This is a genomic window from Croceivirga sp. ABH4_376 (assembly GCF_056160685.1).
The window spans coordinates 103,875-128,422 of record NZ_JBSWXQ010000002.1 but is presented as its reverse complement, the minus strand read 5'-3'; the positions used below and the strand labels follow the sequence as shown (position 1 = coordinate 128,422).

Genomic DNA, 24,548 nt, shown 5'->3' with positions numbered 1-24,548 from the left:
CTTAATTAGCTCCTTGTTTATTATTCGTTACGTTTAGCTTTTTTAGCCGCCCTTTTCTCTTTTAAAATTTCCATAATGTTACCTGTTAACCAATAAGGTACAACAAAGGTTAAAAGAAATATCATTAACCAAAAACCAATGGTTAAAATGGTTAAGAAAGCTAAAAATCCTAAATATTGGTCAAACTCTACCATGAAATACAATTTGTAAGCAAAGATACCCTTAAAATTTTCAAAATTCAAAACACATTCGTAAAAAATATAACAACGCTTGTTATAAGTTACAAATAAGGCCGCTAAGCCTTACCTTTGTGGTTCTACAAACGAATTTTCATTATGGAATATAGAATTGAAAAAGACACCATGGGGGAAGTAAAAGTCCCTGCGGATAAATACTGGGGCGCCCAAACAGAACGCTCAAGAAACAATTTTAAAATTGGAGCTGCCGGTTCCATGCCTTTAGAGGTAGTATACGGTTTTGCATATCTAAAAAAAGCGGCTGCATATACCAATCATGAACTGGGCGTATTAGCTATAGAAAAAAGGGATTTAATTGCCCAAGTTTGCGATGAAATTCTTGCGGGTAAGCATGACGACCAATTTCCATTAGTAATCTGGCAAACCGGTTCTGGTACCCAGAGTAATATGAACGTAAATGAAGTTGTTGCCAATAGGGCACACGAAATTGCAGGAAAAAAGATTGGCGAAGGTGAAAAAACCATTCAACCAAATGACGATGTAAACAAATCCCAATCCTCTAATGACACTTTCCCAACAGGAATGCATATTGCAGGTTATAAAAAGATTGTTGAAACTACCATTCCAGGTGTAAAACAATTACGAGACACCTTAAAAAAGAAAGCAGAAGACTTTAAAGATGTGGTTAAAATTGGTAGGACCCATTTAATGGATGCCACACCCCTAACTTTAGGTCAAGAATTTTCTGGCTATGTATCTCAATTAGACCATGGTTTAAAGGCATTGGAAAATACCTTACCACATTTAGCAGAATTGGCTCTTGGCGGCACCGCAGTTGGTACGGGATTAAATACGCCTAAAGGTTATGATGTTTTGGTTGCAAAATACATAGCCGAATTTACAGGTTTACCGTTTATAACGGCAGAAAACAAATTTGAAGCACTTGCCGCCCATGATGCTATTGTAGAATCTCATGGAGCACTTAAACAATTAGCGGTTTCATTAAATAAGATAGCAAACGATATACGTTTAATGGCTTCTGGTCCACGCTCTGGAATAGGTGAATTAATAATACCTGCTAATGAACCTGGAAGTTCTATTATGCCGGGCAAGGTAAACCCAACACAGTGTGAAGCCTTAACAATGGTTTGCGCACAGGTTATGGGTAATGACGTTGCCATTACAATAGGCGGTACTCAAGGGCATTATGAACTTAACGTTTTTAAACCCTTAATGGCTGCAAACCTGTTGCAGTCCGCTCAATTAATTGGTGATGCCTGTGTAAGTTTTGAAGAAAATTGTGCTGCCGGTATTGAACCTAACAACGCTACCATTAAAAAATTGTTGAACAATTCCTTAATGTTGGTTACCGCTTTAAATACCAAAATTGGTTACTATAAAGCTGCCGAAATTGCCAATACGGCTCATGAAAATGGCACAACTTTAAAAGAAGAAGCCATAAATTTAGGCTACGTTACAGCAGAGGAATATGACGAATGGGTAAAGCCAGAGGATATGGTAGGTAGTTTAAAATAACCATCCAATCCATAAAAAGAAAAGAAAAAGGGCATCCAGTATACGGATGCCCTTTTTAAGTGTAATGCGGATAGTGTTGTTTATTTTAAAGTGAACTTAGATGTTCCTAACAATTTTAAACCATCATCATAAACATTCACCATATAGTTTCCTTTCTGAAACTCTGCAGCTGGCTTGTTTATATAATCACAAACATCTAAAGCACTATTTTCATAATAGAAGCTTGTACCCTTACTGTAAGTAATACTAGCGCCATTTTCATTGCTTTTGGTAAAACTTTCTCCTAATACGTTTCCTTGAGGATCCAATACTTCGATAAAGAACTCACGGTCTCCTGCTTGTGCAATAGAGTTATCGGCAACGGTAAAACATACTTTAAATTTGTCTGTAGCACGGGCTCTAGAAGTAGAAACTAATTTTCCACTACTGCGCTCCTTTACGGCATCTATCTTAAAGTTGGATAAATTTAGTGCAGAACCTCTTTCTACTGCTTCTGCCAATTGCGTGTTCTGTACCACTAAAGAATCATTAAAAACTGTTTGTTTTTCTAATTCTGTATACGTACTATCTCTTTGCATAGCCAATAGCGTATTACTTTGCGTTAAACTATCAACTTGCTTTAACAATTGCTCTCTTTCTGCTTTAAGAACAGAAACTTGTCTTCTATATCTAGATAAAGTGGCAACGTCTGCCTTCATCGTTTTTATAGAATCAATATATTTTGCAATATTGTCTCTAGCTGCAACCAACTCTTCATTAGTGGCATTACTTTCTAAAATAGCTTTGTCATACTCAGATTTAAGACTATTTAAATCTTCTACAACCATCTCTTTCTCTTGTGTAAGAGCTGCAGCAGTTTTCTGCTTGTCTTGGTAAAGGCTAACTGTGTAGATCAACAAACCCACCAATACAACGCCTAATAATCCGGCTATTACCTTTAAACTGTTGTTACTTTTTGCTTCACTCATAATATTAAGTTTTAACGCTTTAAACAAATATAAATTTGTTAGTGTCTGAGTTATATACGTGCTAGAACAAGGTTTGGATGTTGGTAGTTGAAAAAATTGTTAAATATGTAGTGCTTACCTTAAGTATTTTTTAGTTTTAACAAAAAAGAAAATTTTATTATGAATTGGAAATCAGTATTTTACGCAACTTTAACTTGTGTTATTTTGTTCTCTTGTGGAAATAAAAAAAAATCAGAAAATTTTAAATCTGATAAAATAGCACAAGAGAATAACAACAAGGAATTAGCTACAAAATCCGTTAGCGCATTAACAATAAATCCTATTGAACATGCTACCATGGTTTTAGAAAAAAACGGAACCGTTGTTTACGTTGACCCCGTTGGAGGCGCTGAGAAATTTAAATCCTATAACAAGCCCAATTACATTTTAATTACAGATATTCACGGGGATCACTTAAATATTGAAACCTTAACCGGATTATCCCTAGATAATGCGAAAATTATAGCACCAGGCGCGGTTGCGGAGAAATTACCTGAAAATTTAAGAGGTAGAACCATTGTTATAGAAAATGGCGATACTAAAGAATTGAACACTGAACTTTCTGCCAAAGCTATACCTATGTATAATTTAAGGGAAGAAGCGTTAAAATTTCATGAGAAGGGACGTGGAAACGGTTATGTTTTAAATTGGGTTGATGAAAGAATTTATATTTCTGGCGACACTGAGGATATTCCTGAAATGCGAAATTTAAAAAATATTGACAAGGCCTTTGTTTGTATGAACCTACCATATACAATGCCTGTTGCCAGTGCAGCCGCAGCTGTAACGGATTTTGAACCCACTATAGTTTATCCGTACCACTATAGGGGAACTGAAGGGTTAAGTGATATTGAAGAATTTAAACGATTGGTTTTAGCAGAAAAGCCAAACATTGAAGTAAGCTTTTTAAATTGGTATCCTGCACAATAAACTAAAAAAGCCAGCTAAAAGCTGGCTTTTCTTTTTTAAGGTTATTACCTAACCAACTTTTTATATTTAATACGTTTTGGCATAATATCACCTCCAAGGCGCTTTTTCTTGTTCTCTTCATAATCTGAAAAAGAACCTTCAAAGAAATATACCTGAGAATCTCCTTCAAAAGCAAGGATGTGTGTACAAATTCTATCTAAAAACCACCTGTCGTGAGATATAAGTACTGCACAACCTGCAAAATTTTCTAATCCTTCTTCCAATGCACGTAATGTATTTACGTCCAAATCATTCGTAGGCTCATCTAAAAGTAAAACGTTACCTTCTTCCTTCAGGGTCATTGCCAAATGCAAACGGTTACGTTCTCCCCCAGATAACATGTTTACCTTTTTATTTTGTTCACTTCCAGAAAAATTAAAACGACTTAAATAAGCTCTAGAATTAACCTGCTTACCTCCCATCATAATCAATTCCTGTTCGTCACTAAAATTTTGCCAAATGGTCTTTTCTGGGTCAATATTGGAATGGGACTGGTCTACATAAGCAATCTTTGCGGTGTCTCCAACCACAAATTCTCCCTTATCTGCCGTCTCTTCTCCCATTATCATTCTAAAAATGGTAGTTTTTCCGGCTCCATTTGGCCCAATAATACCTACAATACCTGCCTGTGGTAAATTAAAGTTCAGGTCTTCATAAAGTAGTTTATCGCCATAAGCTTTACTAACTCCCTTCGCCTCGATAACATTTGTACCCAATCTTGGACCATTAGGTATGTATATTTCTAGCTTTTCCTCTAGTTGTTTTTGGTCTTGGTTGGCCAGTTTATCGTAATTCTTTAAACGGGCTTTTTGTTTCGCCTGTCTACCTTTTGCCCCTTGTCTTACCCAATCCAATTCTCGCTCTAATGTCTTTTGACGTTTAGAAGCTTGTTTACTTTCCTGTGCTAAACGTTTGGCTTTCTGATCTAACCATCCAGAATAATTACCCTTCCATGGTATACCTTCTCCCCTGTCTAATTCTAGTATCCACCCCGCTACATTATCCAAAAAGTATCTATCGTGCGTAACCGCAATAACAGTTCCCTTGTATTGGGCCAAATGATGCTCTAACCAGTGTACGGATTCTGCATCTAAGTGGTTGGTAGGCTCATCTAGCAACAACACATCTGGTTCTTGCAACAACAACCTACATAACGCCACCCTACGCCTTTCGCCTCCAGAAAGTACGCCAATTTTTTTATCGGCATCTGGGGTACGCAGGGCATCCATGGCAATTTCTAGCTTGGTATCTAATTCCCATGCATTGCTAGCATCTATTTGATCCTGTAGTTTGGCCTGTTTGTCCATAAGCTTCTGCATCTTGTCTGCATCTTCATAAACTTCTGGCAAACCAAACATATCGTTGATTTTATTGTACTCGTCTAATACCGCAACAGTTTCTGCAACACCTTCCTTAACCACATCTAAAACCGTTTTCTCTTCGTCTAACTGTGGCTCTTGTTCTAAATAACCTACAGAATAACCAGGTGAGAAAACTACGTCTCCTTGGAAATTTTTATCTACCCCAGCAATTATTTTTAACAAGGTAGATTTACCGGATCCGTTTAAACCTAAGATTCCAATTTTAGCTCCGTAAAAGAAGCTTAAATAAATATCCTTTAAAACTGGTGTATTGGCGTTTTTATAGGTCTTAGTGACCCCAGACATGGAAAATATTACTTTTTTATCGTCAGACATTTGTCGTAAATTAATTTGTTTAAACTCTACCTTTTAAGGCATTAAACACCCAAGCAACTGCAAAAAAACCTATACCCACGGCTGCAAAACCATAACCGGCTACTTCATCATATTTAAAGGCACCTAAAGCAATCATACCTAAGCCTACCAATATCATAATAAAGGTAGCAATAGCTAATACTTTATTCTTATCCATCATTTTTCAAATTCTTTAAAAGTTGACAAATATCCGAAAATAGAACATTTTACTCAAAAGGAAACTTTACTCCTATGATTTTTCTAATATCATCCATCATTTTAAGTAAATTTCTACTGTCTTGTAAGGTCCAAAGTTCACTTTCAGTTTTACCCTCGCTTAAACAGCTCATAACTTCAAGAATTTCATAGTAGTAACCCATGCCCGTTGTAGGGATTTCGAATTCTTCTATTTCGTTATTTTTTTCTAGTCTATAGGTCTCTGCCATATGCCACTGTTGGCCTATATGAATACTTCCTGTGGTCCCTACCACTTTTGCCTTGGTTTCTAAATGGGTTCCCAGACCAGAATGTAAAATGGCTTGGGCATTATCATAATCCAGAATAATAGAAACTTGTTGCTCTATACCTGTTTTATAAAAGTTGGCACTAGCATATATATTTTTTGGCTTACCCAAAAACAAATAAGCAAAAAATAAGGGGTAAATTCCAATATCTAGCAAGGAACCCCCAGCCAAATTCGGGTTTAATAAACGTTTACCATCCCCACGGTCTAATCCGTAAAAGGTAAAGTCTGCGTTTACATAACCTATAGGTCCTATAGTGTCTTGCTCTACCAATTCTTTAACTTTTTTAATAGTTGGGTTAAATCTAGACCACAAAGCCTCCATTAAAAAGAGTTTTTTTTGTTTGGCCACAGCAATCATATCTTCTAATTGCTTACTGTTTACCCCAATTGGTTTTTCACACAACACATGTTTACCATTTTGTAGTGCCAACATGGTATGTTCAAAATGAAAATTATGTGGCGTGGCTATATAAATAACCTCTGCTTCGCTTTCTACTAAAAGTTCTTTATAACTACCATAAGCGCTTTTTGCGCGAAATGTTTCTGCAAACGTTTTAGCCTTTTCCAATTCCCTTGAGGCTACTGCCGTTAATTCTGCTTCTTTAACCAAAGCTAAATCCTTCGCGAATTTTCCCGCTATATTACCAAGGCCAATTATACCCCATTTCGTTTTTTTCATACTCCTTAATCTAAGCATAAAGTTACTTAATAATCATCCGTATCTTTACAAGAGTTTACAACAATTTACGCTGAATGGACTTAAATTTTAACAAAAACGAAGATTACAACAAATTACTACGTTCAGACCTTAATAGACGCCTGGCAAAGGTGAAATTAGGTGGAGGTGCAAAACGTATTGAAAAACACAAGGCCAAAGGAAAACTTACCGCAAGAGAAAGAATAGCATATTTATTGGATAGTGATGAAGAGGCAATAGAAATTGCTGCCTTTGCCGGTGGAAATATGTATGCGGAACACGGTGGTTGCCCATCTGGTGGTGTAGTAGTCAAAATTGGTAAAATAAAAGGCAAACAATGTATTGTTGTTGCAAACGATGCAACGGTGAAAGCTGGAGCTTGGTTTCCAATAACCGGGAAAAAGAACCTTAGAGCCCAAGAAATTGCCATAGAAAACAAATTGCCTATAATTTATTTAGTAGATAGTGCGGGTGTTTATTTACCCATGCAAGACGAAATTTTTCCCGATAAAGAGCATTTTGGCAGAATCTTTAGGAACAATGCCGTAATGAGCAGTATGGGAATTACACAAATTGCTGCGGTAATGGGCAGTTGTGTGGCAGGTGGTGCTTATTTACCCATAATGAGCGATGAAGCGCTAATAGTAGATAAAACTGCAAGTATTTTTCTCGCTGGATCTTATTTGGTGAAAGCTGCAATTGGTGAATCAATTGATAATGAAACCCTAGGTGGAGCAACCACCCATTGCGAAATAAGTGGGGTTACCGATTATAAAGCGGCAGATGATAAGGATGCGTTGGATAAGATTAAATCTATCATGGGAAAAATTGGTGATTTTGACAAGGCGGGTTTTAACCGAGAAACTTCCAAGTTACCAGCAAAAAACCAAGATGATATTTTTGGAATATTACCCAAATCTAGAGGAGACCAATACGATATGTTAGAAATTATTGAACGTTTGGTAGACGATTCTAAATTTGAACAGTATAAAGAAGACTATGGCAAAACAATTTTAACCGGCTACGCTAGAATAGATGGTTGGGCAGTTGGTATAATTGCTAATCAACGTAAAGTGGTAAAAACCGGTAAAGGCGAAATGCAGTTTGGCGGTGTTATTTATTCCGATTCTGCGGATAAGGCTACCCGATTCATAGCAAATTGTAATCAAAAGAAAATACCTCTTGTATTCTTGCAAGATGTAACCGGCTTTATGGTGGGTAGTAAAAGTGAACATGGTGGTATTATAAAAGATGGTGCCAAAATGGTAAATGCAGTGAGTAATTCCATAGTACCCAAATTTACCGTTGTAATAGGTAATAGCTATGGGGCAGGAAATTATGCCATGTGCGGAAAAGCTTATGACCCTAGATTAATTTGTGCCTGGCCAAGTGCTGAATTGGCGGTAATGAGTGGTAACTCTGCCGCTAAAGTGTTGTTGCAGATAGAAAAGGCTTCCTTGGAGAAACAAGGCGAAGCTTTTGATGCGGAAAAAGAAAAAGCACTGTACGATAAAATTAAAGCGCGTTATGATGAACAAATATCTCCTTATTATGCGGCTGCCAGAATTTGGACCGATGCTGTAATTGACCCAATGGACACGAGAAAATGGATAAGCACTGGAATAGAGGCGGCTAACCATGCTCCTATAGAAAAACAGTTTAACATGGGGGTGCTACAAGTGTAGCACCCTTTTTTTACGTGTCCAGTTCTAGAATTTTCTCTTGATTATCATCAAGATTTAAGGTTTCTAATTTATCCCATTTTTTAAGTAATGGTTCTTCCAGCGCTTTTTCCCTAAACTCATCTGGGGTCATAATTGGAATTCCATAAATTACCGGGTAATAACGCTTGCATTTGGGACAAGTCATTAAAGCCTCAATTATATGGCCTTCTTCGTCTTGCAAAAATACCTGTGTTTTTAAGTCTGCCTTATCTATAGGGCAGCACAATTTATTTAGGAAATCTTTTCTCATAATATTTTATGTATTATTTGGGCATATGATTTTGTGGTCGTGGCTAAGTCATTAGCTTTCATAATTCCAGAAATTATAGCCACCCCCTGAATAGGGAATGCCTTAAGTTTATTAATAGTTTTAAGATTGATGCCTCCAGAAACAAAGAAAGGAAGTTTCGTCATTGCCCTTGCATTTTCTATGGTCTCTAGTGAAACCAGTTCGCAATCTATAGCAGATTGGGAAGGAAAAACGGCACAGAAAGATATATAATCCATGTCATTAGCTTTTGCCTTCTTTATAACTTCCAAATCATTGGAACAAGTAATTCCAAATAGATAGTCTTTCTTAAAATTTGTTTTATCAAAATTATTTGGAATGGTATCCAAATGAAAACCATCTACCTGAATAAAAGGTTCTAGCTCCAGATTTTCATTTAATAGAAGTGGTCTATTAAAGTACGATGTTAGTTCGTAGAAACGAGCTATCAAGTCTACTTTTTCTTCAATAGAAATACCTGCAGGCCAGTTGTTCCATATTTGTACTAGGTTAACGCCATTATCTAACGCAATTTTTACTTTATCCAACAATTCTTCTAAAGACTGGGCTGGGTCTACAACAAGATAAAGTCCTCTTAATCCTAACTCCATCCGTTTTCTAAAGCTTTAAAATAAGCACCCCAGTATGGATCTATACCATCAAATTCTATAGTAGACCATATTTGGTCTTTTTCTAGCCTACATAAATTGCCCAACTTGGTAAAATTACCAATCTGTGTTGCTTCAATTTTATGCTTGGTTAAATGTTGAATCAAATTTTCGGCTTTTTCTTGCTGAACCATTATTAACATAGCCCCAGTTCCTAAAGCAAACCTATGGTCAATTTCAAATAACCGCGTAATAGCCTTTTGTGTGTCGCCTAAAGGAATTAATTCGTCCTTAATATTGAAACCGATACCACAGGCTTCCGCTACCTCCAAAAGTCCTCCCACAACACCACCTTCCGTTACATCATGCATGGCATGAAGCTCAACATTAGGTTTAAGTAGTTCACGTGCCATTACAGCTTCTTCTACCACCGAAGTTTTGTAAAATTGATTTGCAGCTAATTTTTGAATTTCCACTCCTAATGCATCACTTACTTTATTTGGGAAGCTACCTGCTAAAATAGCGGACGAACTGAACGCCGCACTTTTGGTCACAATAATGGCATCACCTTCTTGTACCCCATCACTTGTTAAAATTTCATTTTTTGGAGCGGTCAAGAACATGGTTCCCCCTCCGGATATGGTGCTTTGTTGTCCTTCTATTTTGCAAGTATGACCTCCTGTAATGGCAATTCCTAATCGCTCAGAAAATTCATGAATATATTTCCAGTACTGTTCAAAATCTGTATTGGACATAGATGCTGGTAGATTTAAAACAAACTGCGCATATTGCGGTTTAAATCCAGTAGTAGCCATATCATTGGCTAAAAGTTGTACGGATATCCAAGCAGATTTTTTTAACCCCATAGAAGGAATTAAGGACAAAGGATCGCTACTGGTTGCTAAAGCCATGCCGCTACCTATATCTATAACTGCTGTATCTACACCAAACTTAGGACCTTTAATCACGGTTTCTCTTTTAGCTCCCGTTAACGGAAAAACCATTTTTTTAAACCCGCTACTGGTTATTTTGCCTAACGGTAAATCTTTACTCATTAGTCCACATCATTTAGTTTAACATGCAATCCAAAAAAATCCCCAACAGGTACGTTCCACTGTTGTACTGGAAACCATTTAGGTAAACCTGTAGTTGTCCAATTAATGGTATAATCCCTACCCTTGAGTGCTTTATCTATAACCGCTGTTAAGGTTTTTGGCGTGTAAAAGTTTGCGGTAACATAAAAATGGTTTTTGCCAAACTGTTGCTGCACCCTACGTCTAATCAATTTCGGGGTGTTTCGGTTCATCATACCAAAAACAATTCCGTATTTACCTACCCTTACCGCTTCTTGTATTACCTTAACCGGGTCTTTGTAATATTCAAAAGTGGTTACAAATGCCAAAACATCAAACGTATGGTCTTTAAAGGGCATGTGATGACTATCTGCCATAACCAAATCGCCCTGAAAACGTTGGGCCGCTTGGCCTAGCATAAAGGGTGAAATATCACCACCACATGCATTTATTCCAATTTCTTGCCACCAACGTGTAAATCTAGTAGTTCCGCAACCAAATTCTAATAGGGTATTAATACGGTCATCGCTCTTTACCAATGAGGCCAATACTTTTTTCTGCCAAACTTCTGCTCTTTTGTATGGCCCTTCGTAATACTCTTCGTAAGTATCAGTATATTTTCTATTAAAAAACCATTCGTCCCTACCTTGCCATTGTTGCAAATTCTGGGTAACTAATTGAAAACTTTCTTTTTCTTGTAAATCACTCATATTCAGGTATACTTTAATTATACACCTGAAGCTAGATAAGTAGTATAGGTTCTATGCAGAACAAATTGTCCTTAACTTTCCTACGCTGGTATTATCCAGTTCAGGTTTACGGGTATATTCTCAGCCCCAATTAAGAGCACCCCGAGTTATAAGCTAAGGTACAAACCTTTTAAGGATATAATCAATTCTTGATTTAAAAATTGATTTGTCTCTTTAAATTTATTATTGCCCCAATTGCGATTTAACCCTAGGTATAAGCATCAAATTTGTTTGTCTGCCATTAACGTATCTAAATCCGTCTTTACCGTAAAATCCAGCTTCTTCTAACATTATTCTGATATCCCGTTTCCATTCCGGAATATTAACTGTGGTATTAAGCTCAATAGCATAAACCGTATTTGGGTTTAACGGATAATTTTCACCATCGTCCTTAAACACACCACCTTGTGCATCCCACATGCCAATTGTTGTACCTGCAGAATGCCCGTAAAGACCTAACGGGTGTGTATAAATAGCTGGTTGAAGCCCTGCTTCCTTAGCTTCTTTCAAAGATTTTGCTAAAATTTCATTTCCAGTATGTCCCTTAATCATATTATTAGTTAAAAAGTCTTGTACTTTATTACCCTCCTTTAAAGCGTCTACAAGAAATTTAGGTGCTTGGGTTTCATTTGGCTTTAAAACGTAGGCTAATTCTTGACAATCCGTATTTAAACGCAAATAGGTTATTCCAAAATCACAATGCACCAAGTCTCCGGGCATAATAACCATGTCTTCTGGTCTGCCCGAAAAGGAATATAGGTGGCCTACTAATTCATCGCTAGTTCTTTGCACATCAACTGTTGGGTGAAACCATGTTTCTAAGCCTAAATCCGTAACCTTTTGTCGCATCCACCATTCTACATCTGTAGTAGTTGTAAAACCAGGGGTTATTACTTTTTCTGAAAATGCTTCTGCAATAATATCGTGGGTAATATCTACCAATTGATTGTAGATTACCATTTCTCTTTCGGTTCTGGTTTCTATCCACCTAACGGCCAACTGTTCCGCAGAAGTAATTTTAGAATGGTACTTTTTTGGCAAAGCGGCTAAAAATTCTTCATAATCTGTTTTTACCAAGCCGTCTGCTATATTGTGGTCTTTAGAAAAATTTAGGGCAATAGTATTTGGATTCCGGGCTTCTATCAATTCTACAAGTCGTTGCCATTGATCAGGTTGCTTTTCTAAATCCCAGGCCGAAACTATACTTTTGCCCACATTGTAACGGGCAACAGCTAATTTTTCTATCGTATTTTTGGTTTTATCCCTGTAAAACAACAAAATTGTTCTACGCCTAGCATTTAACCAAGTTGCGGGTAACATAGTTTTAATAACAGGGTCTTCATTATACTCCCTTGAAATAACCAACCACATATCTATGTTGGTTTTATCCATTAACTCTGGCAAAAGAACATTGAAGCGTTCTTCCAAAATTTCATCTACAATTTGTGCTCTTTCTTTTTCAGAAACAATTTGTTGCGAAAAACATAGAGTAGATATAAAGAATACCAATAATAATTTAAAATTTTTCATTTTGAATTGGTTGATTTTGATTGGTGCTGAAATTACAGAAATAATTTATCTATTGTGGCTTGCCTTTTTACTTTACCCGTTTCAGTTTCTTCAAATTTAGCTAGTGTGTAAACTGATTTTGGCATTTCAAATCTGGATAAATTGGAATGTTGTTTTATACTATCCAATATATTTTTGTTTTCAACTGATTCTTGTTCTATAAGCAAACATAGTTTTTGACCCAATAGTTCATCCTTTACTCCAAATAAAAAAAAACGGTTTGGAATAAGTGCTTTTAACTTATCCTCTATCACCTCAGGAATCAATTTAATACCACCGCTATTGATGACGTTATCCCATCTTCCTAACCATTTAAACATATGGCTTCCTTTTAGTTCAACTAAATCATTGGTCCGTATAACGTCATTTGAAACTTTGGGAGCCTTAATTACTAGACAACCTCTGTGGTCTTTTTCAATTTCAACCTCTGGTAAAACTTTAAAAAAATTAGAATTTTTAATATTCTTAGCGGCAATATGTGTTATTGTCTCCGTCATCCCATAGGTTTCAAAGCAATTGGTATTTAAAACTAATAATTGCTCTTTCAGTTTTTCAGATACCGGGGCTCCTCCTATAATCAGCGTTTTTACATTGTTTAAAAAAAATATGCTGCCAGTAACCTGTAACGGAACCATCGCTACAAAATCGAAATTTACTGCTACATTTTTTAAAGGATTATTAGAGGGAGATACGATTACTAAATTTAAACCGAGTACCATAGCCCTTACCAGCATCATTTTACCAGCAATGTAAGCTGCTGACAGGCACAATAGAGCAGAATGGCCGGGTTTCAGATTGAAGAATTCACCTGTTGCCAATGCAGAGTTTATCATATTTTCCTTTTGCAAAACGATTGGTTTTGGATTTCCGGTAGAACCTGAGGTAAATACCTTTACCGAATCGGTTTCTGATAACCAATCCACTATAAAATCACCAACTGCAACCCTATAATCTATATCTGAAGCTTGTTCTAGCTTTGCAAAGCTCAGCAAAGCATCTTCAGAAAATGATTTCCCGTTTAATTTAAAATCAGGATGTAGTTGCGTTCTCTTTTGCAAAAAATTCTTCTTTAGTTAAAACCCTACCAAACAATTTTTCTTTCCAATTTTTCCAATTGTAGATTTTTCCAAATAATGCTAACAGTATTGGAAAAATAACCAATACGGGAACCAATACATCCCAACCTAGAATAGGCTCTGAAACATCTGTATAAATGGAATCTGTTTGAAAAGCAGTCCATTCTGCCGTTAATAATAAGGCTGAAATTAAGTTATTGGCAGCATGAAAACCCAAGGCCAATTCCAACCCCTCGTCCATAAGGGTTATTATTCCTAGAAAAAATCCGGTTCCAATGTAGTATACCATAATACCCATTCCCAATTTGCCTACTTCAGGATTGGCAATATGCATTAAACCAAAAATAATTGAGGTGGTAAATAAAGGAACCCACCTGTTTTTCGCTAATAAACCTAGGCCCTGCATCATGTGGGCTCTAAACATATATTCTTCAAAACTAGTTTGTAAAGGCACCAATAAAATGGCAATTACTGCCATGGGTATAAATTTAGTTAGCTGAAAAGTAAACACATAATTTTCTGGAGACATAAATATATCTGTCATGGTTAAAATAACCGTTAATGTACCCCATACTCCAAATGCAAAAAATACCCTCTTCCAATCAATTTTTTTCCTAGACGTAGTTAAGGCCGTAATACTCTGCCTATGTACTAGAAGCACCCAACCTAGAACTACAAATAAACCAGCCACTAATGGTGCCAATAGAAAAATTAAGGTAATATTTTTACCCAGCTTATCTATAAGCATAGCCATTGAGGCTTCTACATCCATATTGCTCATTAAAGTAGCAATATAATTGAGTAGCATAAAACCAATGAAACCAATAGGTAGCACAAAAAACTTCCATAAACCAGGGGTACTTTTGTAACCTTGTTCTATATACATAAGGAGTTGATTAGATTATCTTGCCAAGATAAGTCATTTCTATAAAACAACTTTCCTTGGCTAACGGTTAAGGGAGAATCAAAATTATTGGTAAAAAGACTGCCTGTTCCCAAGCCTTGCGGCATTGTTGTTTCTAATGTTGCGGTCCATTGTGCAATGGCATTTAATCCTATATTGCTCTCTAATGCGCTTGTAATCCACCATTTAACTCCTAAAGATTCAGCAATGGCTATCCATTCTTTTGAACCTTTAAAACCACCCACCAAGCTTGGTTTTAAGATAATGTATTGGGGTTTTATGGTTTCTAACAAAGCGGTTTTGTCCTCATACCTAAATATCCCAATCAACTCTTCATCAAGGGCTATAGGTAGTGGTGAATTACTGCATAAGGTAGACATGGCTTGCCGTTGTCCTTGCTTTATTGGTTGTTCTATTGAATGTAAATCAAGTTGAGCCAAAACCGTTAATCTTTCTAAAGCATTAGAAGGGCCAAAAGCTCCGTTGGCATCAACTCTCAATTCTATTTCCGATGCAGAAAATCGTTTTCTTATGGACTTTAATAGAGCTATTTCAGTATTAAAATCTATGGCGCCAATTTTCATTTTAATACAATGAAAACCTTCGTCTATTTTTTGCTGAATCTGCTCTAACATAAAAGATGTATCGCCCATCCAAATAAGTCCGTTAATATTGATAGGTGCTTCATTTTGAACAAAATCAGATGTAAATAATTCAAAAGGAGAAATGCTGTTTATTGACAAAAATGCTTGTTCTAAACCAAACTGAATGGACGGAAATTCTTCCAACTCTTCTAATAATTTGGAAAGGCCTAAATGGATGTTAGAACAAACATATTGAAGCTTCTTTTCATAATCCGGTCTATCATCTATACTTAAACCTCTTAGAATACCGCATTCGCCAATACCCTTTTTACCGTTTTCGTCTAAGATAATAAACCAAGTTTCTTTTTGGGTAAGCACTCCTCTTGAAGTACCACTTGGTCTTTTAAAATTTAAAATATACCTTTTATAGAATGCTTTCATAGCCTTAACAAATTTAAGTATATTACCTTTTTTACTAGAATTAAAATGACCGAAAAAAAAGTAGTTTGGATTACAGGCGCGTCTTCAGGTATAGGAGAAGCCTTAGTGTACGAATATGCTAGCTTAGATTATAACATTATACTTTCTGCCCGTAGTGCCGATAAATTAACTGCCATTGCAAACTCAGTTAAAGATAAAACAGGTACAGCCATTTTGCCTTTAGATTTAAACGAGCTTGACACCATGGAACAAAAAGCTGAAAAAGCTTTTAATCTTTATGGAAGAATAGACATCTTAATTAACAATGCTGGTATTAGCCAAAGGTCTTTAATTGTAGACACCTCCTTAACAGTATATGAAAAACTAATGCGTATTAACTATTTAGGAACCGTAGCTTTGACCAAGGCACTACTACCTTATTTCATAAAACAAAAGCATGGTAAAATTGGTGTGGTTACTAGTTTAATGGGCAAATTTGCATCACCCTACCGATCTGGATATTGTGGCGCTAAACATGCCCTACATGGTTTTTTTGATGCCTTACGTTTAGAGCACCAAAAAGACGGCATAAGTGTAACCCTAATTTGCCCTGGATTTGTTGCCACATCAATTGCAAAGAATGCCTTAACAAGTTCTGGACAAAAACAAGGTACAGATGATAAAGCAACAAAGGCAGGCTTATCTCCTAAGCTTGCTGCTAGAAAAATTAGATTGGCTTTACAAAAGAAAAAATTTGAAACTTACATTGGTGGAAAAGAACTACTGGGCATTTATCTAAAACGATTTTTTCCAAAATTACTCCACAAGTTAGTACTTAAAAGTACGGTGCGATAATTTAAAAATTGAACCAAAAACGGACACCTTCTTTTGTATGGTCTACATTAAGTTTAGATTGTAGTTGATTTACCAATCTGTTAATTAATCTAAAGCCCATAGAGGTATTGGTACGTTCGTCCATATCTTCTGGTAAACCTACCCCGTTATCGGAATATTCAAAATATCCTTTATCACCATCTTTACGCAAGTGTATGTAAATTTTGCCGTTATCATCACCATCTGGGAATGCGTATTTAAACGTATTGGAAACCAATTCGTTTAAAATAAGCCCAAAAGGTATTGCTCTATCAATATCCAGTTCGGTCCCTTCTGCATCTACCGTGATGCTTATGTTATGCCCTCCCTTTTTAAATACAGATTGTACACTATTGATTAAGCTTTCTATATAACCCTGCATCTCAATGTAAGAAAGGTCTTCGTTTTGATATAGTTTTTGATGGATTAACGCCATGGCTTTTACCCTACTTTTTCCTTCTTCTAAAGCAGCAATGGCAGCTTTACTCTTGGTATTACGAGTCTGTAAGCTCAATAAACTAGATACCATTTGTAAATTGTTCTTAACCCTATGGTGAATTTCCCTTAACAACGATTCTTTTTCTTTTAAGGAATCTTCTATAAAGTGCTTTTGTTCCGCAATTAAACGTTGGTTTTTAATACTCTTGGCATAAGCATACACTAGACCAATAAGACCCAAAACCGTAAATATCAAGGATATCAATACTAAATAGATTCGCTCTCCCTGCGCTTTAAGGTCACTTCTAATTTTCTCATTAGCCATTTTTTGCTCAGCAATAAGCTTTCTAGAGTTCTCTAAGTCCGAGGTGCCCACAATAGCAACCAATTGTTGTTTTAAAATAGATACTTCATTAGCTTTTAATGAATCTTTTATAAAAGCATTTTTCTTGTAAAACTGAGCAGCACTTTTGTAATTTTCTATTTTGTCATAATATTGAGCCAATAGCCTATTGCGTTTAATACGCTGCTCCACGGTCATTTCTTCAAATTCCTCTTCTAAAAGTTTTTTTGCGGTACGGTTATTATCTAACTGCAAATGCGCCTCGGCCAGATTTAAGGTGTTTTCGGTAATCTGACTTGTAAATTTTCCGTGATTAAACTCTTTAAAAGTTTTTATACTGTTATTAAGGTTGGGTATAGCTTCAATAAATTGTTTTAAAAGTACTTGGCTTTTACCAATATTGCCCTCTACTTCTGCCCGTAATGCCTCACTATTAAAAATATCCATTTCCGTTTTCTGGATAGAAATGTCATTTATATATAGATTAAGGAATGAAATGGATTTATTGAATTCCGTGAGAGCCGTAGGCGCAGATTTATCTTGATACAAGAAATATCCAATTTTGTTGTGAAATTGTGCAAAAGCAAAATAGTCGTTATCAGGAATAGTTGGTTTTACATCCATAATATACTGCTTCATTGCCTGCCTATACAACCCCATACTAGCATATATGTCATGGTAGGCTACGTTTTCTGTTAGCCCCAAGCTCTTCTTTAATTCCCTTATTTCAATTTGCTTATCATACATTTGGAGTCGTTGGTAATTTTCATCCATCAATTCCAATAACAAAGACATTTTATCAAGCTCCAAACTGTCTGTACCATTATATAATTCCTTGGCTATTGCTATGCTTTTATCATTATCGCCAATATCACTATACAATTTGGCTTCCATTAATTTATAAGCCAGTATACCAATGGTATCGTTTGTTTTTTCTGAAGTACTTAATGATACTTTGACGGACTCTAACCAATCATAGGCGGAGTTTTCTGTGTACCTGTTGGGAGTGTTAAAAAAGTAGTCTAATTTGTTTTGGGCCCCTTCTAAAGAAGTAAAGGTTTCTAACGGATCTACCTCTTGAGAATTTTGTGCTTGCATGGGCAAGCTAAGAATGGCTGCAACCAAATAGGTTAATACTACTAATGTTTGTTTGGGTTTCATATGTTATTCTCGTAACTATAGTTTCTCTTTCCAATTTTTACAACTAAACTAAACATGCAACCAGACAATTGGTTATTTCAATTTTTGCTGTAATTGCTAAGCACAAGGTGGTTAAATAACTAAAACTTATATCCTTTTAGTGTGCAAAGGAGTTAAAAACTTTAAGTTTTAAATAAAGACTGTGCATATGGGATTATGCACAGTCTTAACCATTTCGGTTTACATTCAAAGATAAGATTTGGGTGTTCTTTAAGAACAGTATCAAAAGTAGGCTATTATGGTACTGCCTTTTTTATTTTGTTGTGAAAGGAACCTATTCTGTTGTGAAATAGTTTTCCGTTAAAAAGACTGTGTATTTCATCGGGATTTTAAATGTTAAATGGTATAAAATGAAAAAAGCCCTGTTCCGGAGAACAAGGCTTTTTTACGAGAACACTATATGAAAATGAAAAAATTTTGTTTTGCTTTTGAATAACCCTATCAAGGAATTACACTGTAAATGTAAATGGAAATAAACACGGCCAACAATTATTGTTGTGTAAGTAATAAATGCTGTTGCCTATAAGGTTAATTACAATGTTGAACAAAAAAAAGCACCCTGTTATAAGGTGCTTTTAAAATTTTATAAGAATTGATAGCTTAAGAATTCATTGACGAAATAATAAATTCTTTAAATTCTTTTGAAATAGGAATTAAGTTATTGTTTATCATTATGTCTTTAGAGTTTATAGCATCTATGTGATCAACATTTACAATGTAAGATTTATGCGCCCTAAAAAATTTGTTCTTGGGCAATTTCTCCAAATAGTCTTTTAATGGAGAGCGAACCAAGAATTTTTTATCAACCGTATTTACTTCTAAATAGACATTGTCTGCCTTAATAAATTGTATGTCGCTGAACTGTATACGGTAATAAAGATGTTGCTTTTTAACAAAAATGGAATCTTTTAAAACCGAATTGGATGTAAAGCTCTCTCCTGCTTTTGTATCTAGATTAGATTTTTCATTAACCTTTTGCGCATAATTAAAATTGGATAGCGCTATTTCTATGGAAGTATATAAATCTTGCTGCTCAAAAGGTTTAACCAAATAACCATCTGGCTTTACCGTTTTTGCGTTCTCTACGGTTGCTTTATCTGAGTTTGAAGTAACAAAGATGAAAGGAATATTGTAGTTTTTTCTAATGTGTTTTCCTAAATCAATACCCGTTTTGTCTGATGCTAAAATAATATCGATTAATACTAAATCAACATGATTATTTTTTAAAACTTCTACTGCTTGTTCATAAACAATAACATTATCTACAACTTCATACCCAATCTCTTCTAACATAGATTGCATATCATCTGCTATAATAACATTGTCCTCAACAATAAGTATTTTAATAGCGTGTTCCAAATTATAAGGCTTTAGAAAAATTTAACATCAAAATTACAAAAAATAATTTAGCGAAAAATAAATTAACAATGCTAATAAAAAAGTGCTCAAGGCCACTATTTTAAGCTCTGGATCTAACAGTTTAGGTTCTTTGTTTTTAACAACCTTTATTACATGAAAGCCCAAAACAACATAGGGCAACAAACAAATTATAAATGCAGCGGTCCACCCAACAAGGCTAAAGTAAACCAGTAAAGCTACAAGGCTAAAACAGATTAAAATAACATGGTATTTTTTACCCGTATCAAAACCTATTTTTACTATCAAAGTGTTCTTCCCTGCCTTTGTATCTGATTGTATATCTCTTAAATTATTTAAGTTTAGTACCGCAACGCACAAGAGACCAACAGCTGTTGCCGGTAAAAATAATAATAGATTAAACTGCTTTGTTAATAAAAAATAGGTGCCTAAAACAGCCAACAAGCCAAAAAACAAAAAGACGAAAAAATCGCCCAACCCATTATAACCGTATGCCGATTTACCTACGGTATATTTAATAGCCGCCCATATTGAAGCCAAACCCAGCACAATAAATAAAACAATAAAAGGCAGTTCTTCTTTGGAGAATACGCTAAGAATTAAAATTAAGGTTGCTATAAAAGCTATAACAGACAGTATTATTATTCCTAATTTTAATTCTTTAGCAGTTAGCAAACCACTTTGCAAGGCTCTAGCAGGGCCTATTCTTTCTTCGTTATCCGTTCCTTTAACACCATCACCATAATCGTTTGCAAAATTGGAAATAACTTGAAACAAAACGGTAATTAATATGCATAGCCAAAAAATTGATGGCTTGCTATACCCTTGAAAATTTGCTACGGCAGCCCCAACTATAATCCCCGAAACGGACAAAGGCAAAGTTCTTAAACGAGCCGCGCTAAACCACGCTTTAATCTTAGTCAATTAAAATGGGTCTTCTATTTGTAAACGCTCACCGTCTTTGTAAGAAGCCACAAAGGCATCTTCAAAACCTATGTTCACCAGTTGTTTTCTAAATTTTTGCGCCTCTTCCAAGGTTTCAAAAGTGCCCAAGGAATAGGCATAAAAAGGATTGGTTTTAACAAATAGCGTATTGGTTAAAGCATCTGATGTTAGTGTTACATTATTCTCTACAAATGATTTTACTTGCACAGAATATATTTTTTCTTTCTCTAAAAATTGTTTAGCTAGATAAAATTCTTTTACTAAACTTAATTCTTGGTTCTGCTCTTTAAGATTATCTATTCTTGTTTTTATGGCATCTAAACTATCAATAGAAACCAAAAGATTGTTTTGTTGGTTGTTAGAGGTATTAACACCAACAGAAAATGAGGTTAAACCAATTATTCCTAAAATAAACAAGGTTGTAATACCCACCAGTACGTTACGCTGAATACGTACTCTTCTTAAATCTTTATTCTTAAACTTTATCTGGTCTAAAAGTCGTTCATTAATAATTTGAGACTTCTCTATATCCTTATGTAAATCCAGTAAATCCGTTTCTTCAATAAAAGGCATATTATCAGGGGAATTTATAGATTAAAATTAATTTTAAACTTTAAATAATTATAGCGTAATAGGTTACAAATGTAATTTTTTCTAGGGGCACCTAAAAACTAATCGTAGAAAGTTAGTTATTGTATGTTAAAATCACAAAAAAATTAATCCTCGGCAATTAGCGCTATTCCTTCCGCTTCAATAGATATCATTCTCCTTTTGTAAAGAATACCTATAGCCTTTTTAAAAGCTTTTTTACTAAGTTGTATCCGCTCTTTTATTTCTTCGGGATCAGATTTATCATGCAAGGGTAAATAGCCACCAGCATCTTTAACTATTTCCAGTACCTTGTTTGCATTAACATCTAGGGCCTCAACTCCAATGGGTTGGAATGTGACATCAATTTTATTATCTGGTCTAATGTTTTTGATATATCCCTTTAACTGGTCTCCTACCCTTACATTTTTAAATACATCATTAGCAAAGACCAAACCCTGATGCTTTTGATTTATAATGACAGATAAACCCAAATCTGTCTTTTTGTAAACCATTAAATCTACTTCTTGGTTAAGTTCTAGTTCTAACTGGTCATTGTTTAAAAACTTATCAATTTTTGTACTACCTACCAACCTAAAAGACTTTTCGTCTAAATAACAATGAACAACGTAATACCTTCCTGCTTCTAGTTTAATCTGTTGTTGCCTAAAAGGCACTAATAGCTGTTTCTCTAATCCCCAATCTACAAAAGCGCCAAAATCATTAACCTCCATAACCTTTAGCTTGGCAAAACCATCTCTTATTAAAAAGGGCTCCAGCGTTGTTGCTATTGGTCTTTCCATATGGTCCAAATAACAAAAAACCTTTATTTCTTGTCCTAAATCTATGCCCTCTGGAACATATTTATTGGGCAATAAAACTTCCGTACCCTCGCCATCTCCTAAAAAAACCCCAACAGAGGTACTTCTTAAAACTTCTAATGTATTGTAATTTCCTAAATGAATCATATAAAAACAAAAAACCGTGCACAAAGCACGGTTTTAATTCTGATATATTAAAATCTTAATTGTATACAGACTCTTTTTTAAAGTGCTTTGCTAATTGATAGTATACAACAGCCCTATGCTTGCTTTTTACAGAAGTACCATATTTGGTTACTACAGACTTAATGGCTTCCATTAATTCTGGACTATCTGCCAAGCCCAATTTTTTCATTAAAAAGTTCTTTTTAACCGTCTCAAGTTCCTTATCGTCACTACCAGAAACTTTAGAAGCATCTAAGTTATAAATGGCCGGTCCTAAGCCTATAGCCACTTTGGTAAGTAAGTCCATATCTGGAGTTTCGCCAAACTTCTCTTTAATGTCTGCGGCATACTTTTCAATTAATTCATCTCTTTTACTCATGATTGTTAGTGCTATTTAAAGTTTTATATGCTTCTAAGATATGAAATCGAAATAATCAAGCAAAATTTTGTTATTAATGTTAGTTGGGGTTTTAATCTCCAATAATGACGGTCCTTCATTTTGATTAAAAAAGTCTTTCAATAAAACTATCAAATTCTCTTTATTATCGGCCATAGTGTAATGGATACCATATTGCTTACAAAAATACTTCGCATCTAAATTATGCTGCGTCTCAAAATATTTGGAAAAGGTTTCAGATTCATCAAAACCTGGTAGTATCCTAAAAATACCCCCTCCCCCATTGTTTATCATTATTACCTTAAAATTAGATTTTACATAGTTGTTCCAAAAGGCATTGCTGTCATAGAAGAAACTTAAATCACCAGTGATTAATAGCGTTGGCAAATCATAAAAAACGGCGGCCCCAACAGCTGTAGAAGTACTGCCATCAATACCACTTGTTCCCCTATTACAATAAATTGGATTGCTAGGATTAAGACAAAATAACTGTGCATACCGTACCGTAGAACTGTTACTTAAGTGCACCTGAATACCGTTTGGTAAAGCTTCAATTATGTAATGAAATGCTAAGAAATCTGAAAATGGAATTTGGTTAATATATGCTTGTCTTTTTTCCAAATGCCTTTGCATTTTAGCATTCCAATACGGAAAGTAATTACTTTCTACTGTCAGGTTTTCTTGAAGCAACATTGCCAAGAAATTATTGGCGTTAGTTTTAAAATGTTGTTTTAAGGCGAAAAAAGTATCATTAGCTTTTCCTTCGCCCACATGCCAATGGGTTTTGGGCTGATAATTTCTTAAAAATGCTTTTATTTTTTTTGAAACCACTAAACCACCAAAGGTTAATAGAATTTCTGGCTGCAGGTTTTTAAATAATTGGTCTTTCTGCCCTGATTTTTCAATAGGAAATATAAGGCTGTCAATGCTTGAGATGAAATTTGTATGATGCAAATTGGAGGTGGTCTCCGTTAGAACCAATACACTGTTATCATTGCCTAAAATATCTAGAAACCTTTGTTCTACGGAATTGGGTGCGTTTACACCAACTAAAACAAGTTTACGCTTTGCTCCTTGCCATTCTTTAATAAAAGAATCATCTAGGTTAAAAGAACTATGCTTGACCTCTGATACGGAACCAAAGTTTACGTCATCCATAGGTTTTTTAGCATAGTTATACAAAGGTTCCTCAAAAGGGATATTTATATGAACAGGCAATTTTTCATGTAATAAAACAGAAAAAGCTTGTTCTAAATCCTTTTTATTATAAGCCATTACATTTGTTTGGGTTTCCTGTAACAGCTTAGGTGCATAGCGCTCTAATCTTTCTAAAGCGTGATTAACATCTATTTTTAAATTGGCGGTGTACCCAATATGTCTATGATATACATGATCTTGTCTAATTGTTTGGCCATCGCCCACATCAATTTTATAAGGAGGTCTATCCGCAGATAGTACCAATAACGGTATTTCGCTATAAAACGCCTCTGCAATGGCAGGATAATAGTTTAACAAAGCACTACCAGATGTGCACACCACGGCAACAGGTTCCTTTAAATATTGTGCCATACCTAAAGCAAAAAAGGCAGCGCTACGTTCATCTACAATACTGTAGCAGTTAAAATAGCTATCATTGGTAAAACTCAAAATCAAAGGAGCGTTTCTTGATCCCGGGGAGATTATAATATTTTTTACGCCATAGAATTTGCAAGCTTGTACTACAGCTTGAGCCGACGGAATTTCTGATATTTTCATGTATTACAAAAATACGAATGCCAG

The 24,548-nt window shown here is 35.3% G+C and carries 24 protein-coding genes and 1 riboswitch; of the genes, 4 read left to right on the top strand and 20 right to left on the bottom strand.

Annotated features, from left to right (window positions below; genetic code table 11):
- Positions 1-20 precede the first annotated feature (20 nt).
- Positions 21-194 carry a hypothetical protein gene (locus ACXAGS_RS04770; RefSeq protein ID WP_095529366.1) on the bottom strand — a complete coding sequence of 58 codons (174 nt, stop codon included), beginning with the start codon at positions 192-194 and terminating at the stop codon, positions 21-23.
- Between the two features lie 141 nt (positions 195-335).
- Here ACXAGS_RS04770 and fumC point away from each other — a divergent pair, with 141 nt between their 5' ends.
- Positions 336-1,733, top strand: a complete 1,398-nt coding sequence (fumC, locus tag ACXAGS_RS04765; protein ID WP_474904990.1) for a class II fumarate hydratase — start codon at positions 336-338, stop codon at positions 1,731-1,733.
- An 80-nt stretch (positions 1,734-1,813) separates the two neighbouring features.
- On the opposite strand, the gene ACXAGS_RS04760 is transcribed toward fumC, so the two are convergent.
- Positions 1,814-2,701, bottom strand: a complete 888-nt coding sequence (locus tag ACXAGS_RS04760; RefSeq protein WP_010517194.1) for a hypothetical protein — start codon at positions 2,699-2,701, stop codon at positions 1,814-1,816.
- A 159-nt stretch (positions 2,702-2,860) separates the two neighbouring features.
- Between ACXAGS_RS04760 and ACXAGS_RS04755 the strand changes: the two genes are divergently transcribed.
- Entirely contained in the window at positions 2,861-3,670 is an 810-nt protein-coding gene (locus ACXAGS_RS04755; protein WP_474904988.1) for an MBL fold metallo-hydrolase, read from the top strand.
- Between the two features lie 44 nt (positions 3,671-3,714).
- On the opposite strand, the gene ettA is transcribed toward ACXAGS_RS04755, so the two are convergent.
- The 3 genes from ettA to ACXAGS_RS04740 are packed head-to-tail and all read right to left on the bottom strand — an operon-like array spanning position 3,715 to position 6,629.
- Positions 3,715-5,406: an energy-dependent translational throttle protein EttA gene (ettA, locus tag ACXAGS_RS04750; protein ID WP_474904987.1), complete on the bottom strand. Its 1,692-nt coding sequence runs from the start codon at positions 5,404-5,406 to the stop codon at positions 3,715-3,717.
- A gap of 19 nt (positions 5,407-5,425) precedes the next feature.
- Positions 5,426-5,602 (bottom strand): CAL67264 family membrane protein, encoded by a 177-nt coding sequence (locus tag ACXAGS_RS04745; RefSeq protein WP_095529367.1) that lies wholly within the window; start codon positions 5,600-5,602, stop codon positions 5,426-5,428.
- Positions 5,603-5,651: 49 nt separating this feature from the next.
- Positions 5,652-6,629, bottom strand: a complete 978-nt coding sequence (locus ACXAGS_RS04740) for a Gfo/Idh/MocA family protein (RefSeq protein ID WP_474904985.1) — start codon at positions 6,627-6,629, stop codon at positions 5,652-5,654.
- 74 nt (positions 6,630-6,703) lie between these two features.
- On the opposite strand from ACXAGS_RS04740, the gene ACXAGS_RS04735 reads away from it, so the two are divergent.
- Positions 6,704-8,332: an acyl-CoA carboxylase subunit beta gene (locus ACXAGS_RS04735; RefSeq protein ID WP_474904983.1), complete on the top strand. Its 1,629-nt coding sequence runs from the start codon at positions 6,704-6,706 to the stop codon at positions 8,330-8,332.
- A gap of 10 nt (positions 8,333-8,342) precedes the next feature.
- Here ACXAGS_RS04735 and ACXAGS_RS04730 read toward each other — a convergent pair whose 3' ends face one another.
- The 8 genes from ACXAGS_RS04730 to ACXAGS_RS04695 all read right to left on the bottom strand — a co-directional run bounded on the left by ACXAGS_RS04730 (position 8,343) and on the right by ACXAGS_RS04695 (position 15,643).
- A complete protein-coding gene (locus ACXAGS_RS04730) occupies positions 8,343-8,621 on the bottom strand; it encodes a Trm112 family protein (protein WP_474904981.1) in 279 nt (92 codons plus the stop codon).
- Positions 8,618-9,250, bottom strand: coding sequence for a thiamine phosphate synthase (locus ACXAGS_RS04725; RefSeq protein ID WP_474904980.1), 633 nt, complete (start codon positions 9,248-9,250; stop codon positions 8,618-8,620). Before ACXAGS_RS04725 ends, ACXAGS_RS04730 begins: the two co-directional genes overlap by 4 nt.
- A complete protein-coding gene (locus ACXAGS_RS04720; protein ID WP_474904979.1) occupies positions 9,241-10,302 on the bottom strand; it encodes an AIR synthase-related protein in 1,062 nt (353 codons plus the stop codon). Before ACXAGS_RS04720 ends, ACXAGS_RS04725 begins: the two co-directional genes overlap by 10 nt.
- A complete protein-coding gene (locus tag ACXAGS_RS04715; RefSeq protein ID WP_474904978.1) occupies positions 10,302-11,030 on the bottom strand; it encodes a class I SAM-dependent methyltransferase in 729 nt (242 codons plus the stop codon). Before ACXAGS_RS04715 ends, ACXAGS_RS04720 begins: the two co-directional genes overlap by 1 nt.
- A 60-nt stretch (positions 11,031-11,090) precedes the next feature.
- A riboswitch (TPP riboswitch) is annotated at positions 11,091-11,184 on the bottom strand.
- A 68-nt stretch (positions 11,185-11,252) separates the two neighbouring features.
- Positions 11,253-12,599 carry a M24 family metallopeptidase gene (locus ACXAGS_RS04710; protein ID WP_474904977.1) on the bottom strand — a complete coding sequence of 449 codons (1,347 nt, stop codon included), beginning with the start codon at positions 12,597-12,599 and terminating at the stop codon, positions 11,253-11,255.
- Between the two features lie 32 nt (positions 12,600-12,631).
- Positions 12,632-13,696 carry an AMP-binding protein gene (locus tag ACXAGS_RS04705; RefSeq protein ID WP_474904976.1) on the bottom strand — a complete coding sequence of 355 codons (1,065 nt, stop codon included), beginning with the start codon at positions 13,694-13,696 and terminating at the stop codon, positions 12,632-12,634.
- A complete protein-coding gene (locus tag ACXAGS_RS04700) occupies positions 13,668-14,600 on the bottom strand; it encodes a lysostaphin resistance A-like protein (RefSeq protein WP_474904975.1) in 933 nt (310 codons plus the stop codon). The genes ACXAGS_RS04705 and ACXAGS_RS04700 overlap by 29 nt, the downstream gene beginning before the upstream one ends.
- Entirely contained in the window at positions 14,591-15,643 is a 1,053-nt protein-coding gene (locus ACXAGS_RS04695) for an o-succinylbenzoate synthase (RefSeq protein WP_474904974.1), read from the bottom strand. Before ACXAGS_RS04695 ends, ACXAGS_RS04700 begins: the two co-directional genes overlap by 10 nt.
- Before the next feature lie 45 nt (positions 15,644-15,688).
- Between ACXAGS_RS04695 and ACXAGS_RS04690 the strand changes: the two genes are divergently transcribed.
- A complete protein-coding gene (locus ACXAGS_RS04690) occupies positions 15,689-16,477 on the top strand; it encodes an SDR family oxidoreductase (protein ID WP_474904972.1) in 789 nt (262 codons plus the stop codon).
- Position 16,478: 1 nt separating this feature from the next.
- Here the strand turns inward: ACXAGS_RS04690 and ACXAGS_RS04685 are convergent, their stop codons facing one another.
- The 7 genes from ACXAGS_RS04685 to menD all read right to left on the bottom strand — a co-directional run bounded on the left by ACXAGS_RS04685 (position 16,479) and on the right by menD (position 24,524).
- Positions 16,479-18,437, bottom strand: a complete 1,959-nt coding sequence (locus ACXAGS_RS04685) for a sensor histidine kinase (RefSeq protein ID WP_474904971.1) — start codon at positions 18,435-18,437, stop codon at positions 16,479-16,481.
- A 639-nt stretch (positions 18,438-19,076) separates the two neighbouring features.
- Positions 19,077-19,835, bottom strand: a complete 759-nt coding sequence (locus ACXAGS_RS04680; RefSeq protein ID WP_474904970.1) for a LytR/AlgR family response regulator transcription factor — start codon at positions 19,833-19,835, stop codon at positions 19,077-19,079.
- 33 nt (positions 19,836-19,868) lie between these two features.
- Positions 19,869-20,777, bottom strand: coding sequence for a 1,4-dihydroxy-2-naphthoate octaprenyltransferase (menA, locus tag ACXAGS_RS04675; RefSeq protein ID WP_474904968.1), 909 nt, complete (start codon positions 20,775-20,777; stop codon positions 19,869-19,871).
- The gene (locus ACXAGS_RS04670; RefSeq protein ID WP_474904967.1) at positions 20,778-21,371 is read right to left on the bottom strand and encodes an SPOR domain-containing protein; all 594 of its coding nucleotides are present in this window, start codon (positions 21,369-21,371) and stop codon (positions 20,778-20,780) included.
- 143 nt (positions 21,372-21,514) lie between these two features.
- Positions 21,515-22,354, bottom strand: a complete 840-nt coding sequence (locus ACXAGS_RS04665; RefSeq protein ID WP_474904966.1) for a CvfB family protein — start codon at positions 22,352-22,354, stop codon at positions 21,515-21,517.
- A 55-nt stretch (positions 22,355-22,409) separates the two neighbouring features.
- Positions 22,410-22,751, bottom strand: coding sequence for a DUF2853 family protein (locus ACXAGS_RS04660; RefSeq protein ID WP_010517227.1), 342 nt, complete (start codon positions 22,749-22,751; stop codon positions 22,410-22,412).
- A 33-nt stretch (positions 22,752-22,784) separates the two neighbouring features.
- Entirely contained in the window at positions 22,785-24,524 is a 1,740-nt protein-coding gene (gene menD, locus ACXAGS_RS04655; protein WP_474904964.1) for a 2-succinyl-5-enolpyruvyl-6-hydroxy-3-cyclohexene-1-carboxylic-acid synthase, read from the bottom strand.
- Between the last annotated feature and the right edge of the window lie 24 nt (positions 24,525-24,548).

What these genes read in the sequence shown, in the direction of transcription:
- ACXAGS_RS04735 (WP_474904983.1), top strand. Translation starts at nt 6,704, where the DNA reads ATGGACTTAAATTTTAACAAAAACGAAGATTACAACAAATTACTACGT.
- ACXAGS_RS04695 (WP_474904974.1), bottom strand. Translation starts at nt 15,643, where the DNA reads ATGAAAGCATTCTATAAAAGGTATATTTTAAATTTTAAAAGACCAAGT.
- ACXAGS_RS04725 (WP_474904980.1), bottom strand. Translation starts at nt 9,250, where the DNA reads ATGGAGTTAGGATTAAGAGGACTTTATCTTGTTGTAGACCCAGCCCAG.
- ACXAGS_RS04690 (WP_474904972.1), top strand. Translation starts at nt 15,689, where the DNA reads ATGACCGAAAAAAAAGTAGTTTGGATTACAGGCGCGTCTTCAGGTATA.
- ACXAGS_RS04745 (WP_095529367.1), bottom strand. Translation starts at nt 5,602, where the DNA reads ATGGATAAGAATAAAGTATTAGCTATTGCTACCTTTATTATGATATTG.
- ACXAGS_RS04770 (WP_095529366.1), bottom strand. Translation starts at nt 194, where the DNA reads ATGGTAGAGTTTGACCAATATTTAGGATTTTTAGCTTTCTTAACCATT.
- ACXAGS_RS04670 (WP_474904967.1), bottom strand. Translation starts at nt 21,371, where the DNA reads ATGCCTTTTATTGAAGAAACGGATTTACTGGATTTACATAAGGATATA.
- ACXAGS_RS04730 (WP_474904981.1), bottom strand. Translation starts at nt 8,621, where the DNA reads ATGAGAAAAGATTTCCTAAATAAATTGTGCTGCCCTATAGATAAGGCA.
- menD (WP_474904964.1), bottom strand. Translation starts at nt 24,524, where the DNA reads ATGAAAATATCAGAAATTCCGTCGGCTCAAGCTGTAGTACAAGCTTGC.
- ACXAGS_RS04660 (WP_010517227.1), bottom strand. Translation starts at nt 22,751, where the DNA reads ATGAGTAAAAGAGATGAATTAATTGAAAAGTATGCCGCAGACATTAAA.
- ACXAGS_RS04715 (WP_474904978.1), bottom strand. Translation starts at nt 11,030, where the DNA reads ATGAGTGATTTACAAGAAAAAGAAAGTTTTCAATTAGTTACCCAGAAT.
- ACXAGS_RS04700 (WP_474904975.1), bottom strand. Translation starts at nt 14,600, where the DNA reads ATGTATATAGAACAAGGTTACAAAAGTACCCCTGGTTTATGGAAGTTT.
- fumC (WP_474904990.1), top strand. Translation starts at nt 336, where the DNA reads ATGGAATATAGAATTGAAAAAGACACCATGGGGGAAGTAAAAGTCCCT.
- ettA (WP_474904987.1), bottom strand. Translation starts at nt 5,406, where the DNA reads ATGTCTGACGATAAAAAAGTAATATTTTCCATGTCTGGGGTCACTAAG.
- ACXAGS_RS04685 (WP_474904971.1), bottom strand. Translation starts at nt 18,437, where the DNA reads ATGAAACCCAAACAAACATTAGTAGTATTAACCTATTTGGTTGCAGCC.
- ACXAGS_RS04665 (WP_474904966.1), bottom strand. Translation starts at nt 22,354, where the DNA reads ATGATTCATTTAGGAAATTACAATACATTAGAAGTTTTAAGAAGTACC.
- ACXAGS_RS04755 (WP_474904988.1), top strand. Translation starts at nt 2,861, where the DNA reads ATGAATTGGAAATCAGTATTTTACGCAACTTTAACTTGTGTTATTTTG.
- ACXAGS_RS04720 (WP_474904979.1), bottom strand. Translation starts at nt 10,302, where the DNA reads ATGAGTAAAGATTTACCGTTAGGCAAAATAACCAGTAGCGGGTTTAAA.
- ACXAGS_RS04710 (WP_474904977.1), bottom strand. Translation starts at nt 12,599, where the DNA reads ATGAAAAATTTTAAATTATTATTGGTATTCTTTATATCTACTCTATGT.
- ACXAGS_RS04760 (WP_010517194.1), bottom strand. Translation starts at nt 2,701, where the DNA reads ATGAGTGAAGCAAAAAGTAACAACAGTTTAAAGGTAATAGCCGGATTA.
- ACXAGS_RS04740 (WP_474904985.1), bottom strand. Translation starts at nt 6,629, where the DNA reads ATGAAAAAAACGAAATGGGGTATAATTGGCCTTGGTAATATAGCGGGA.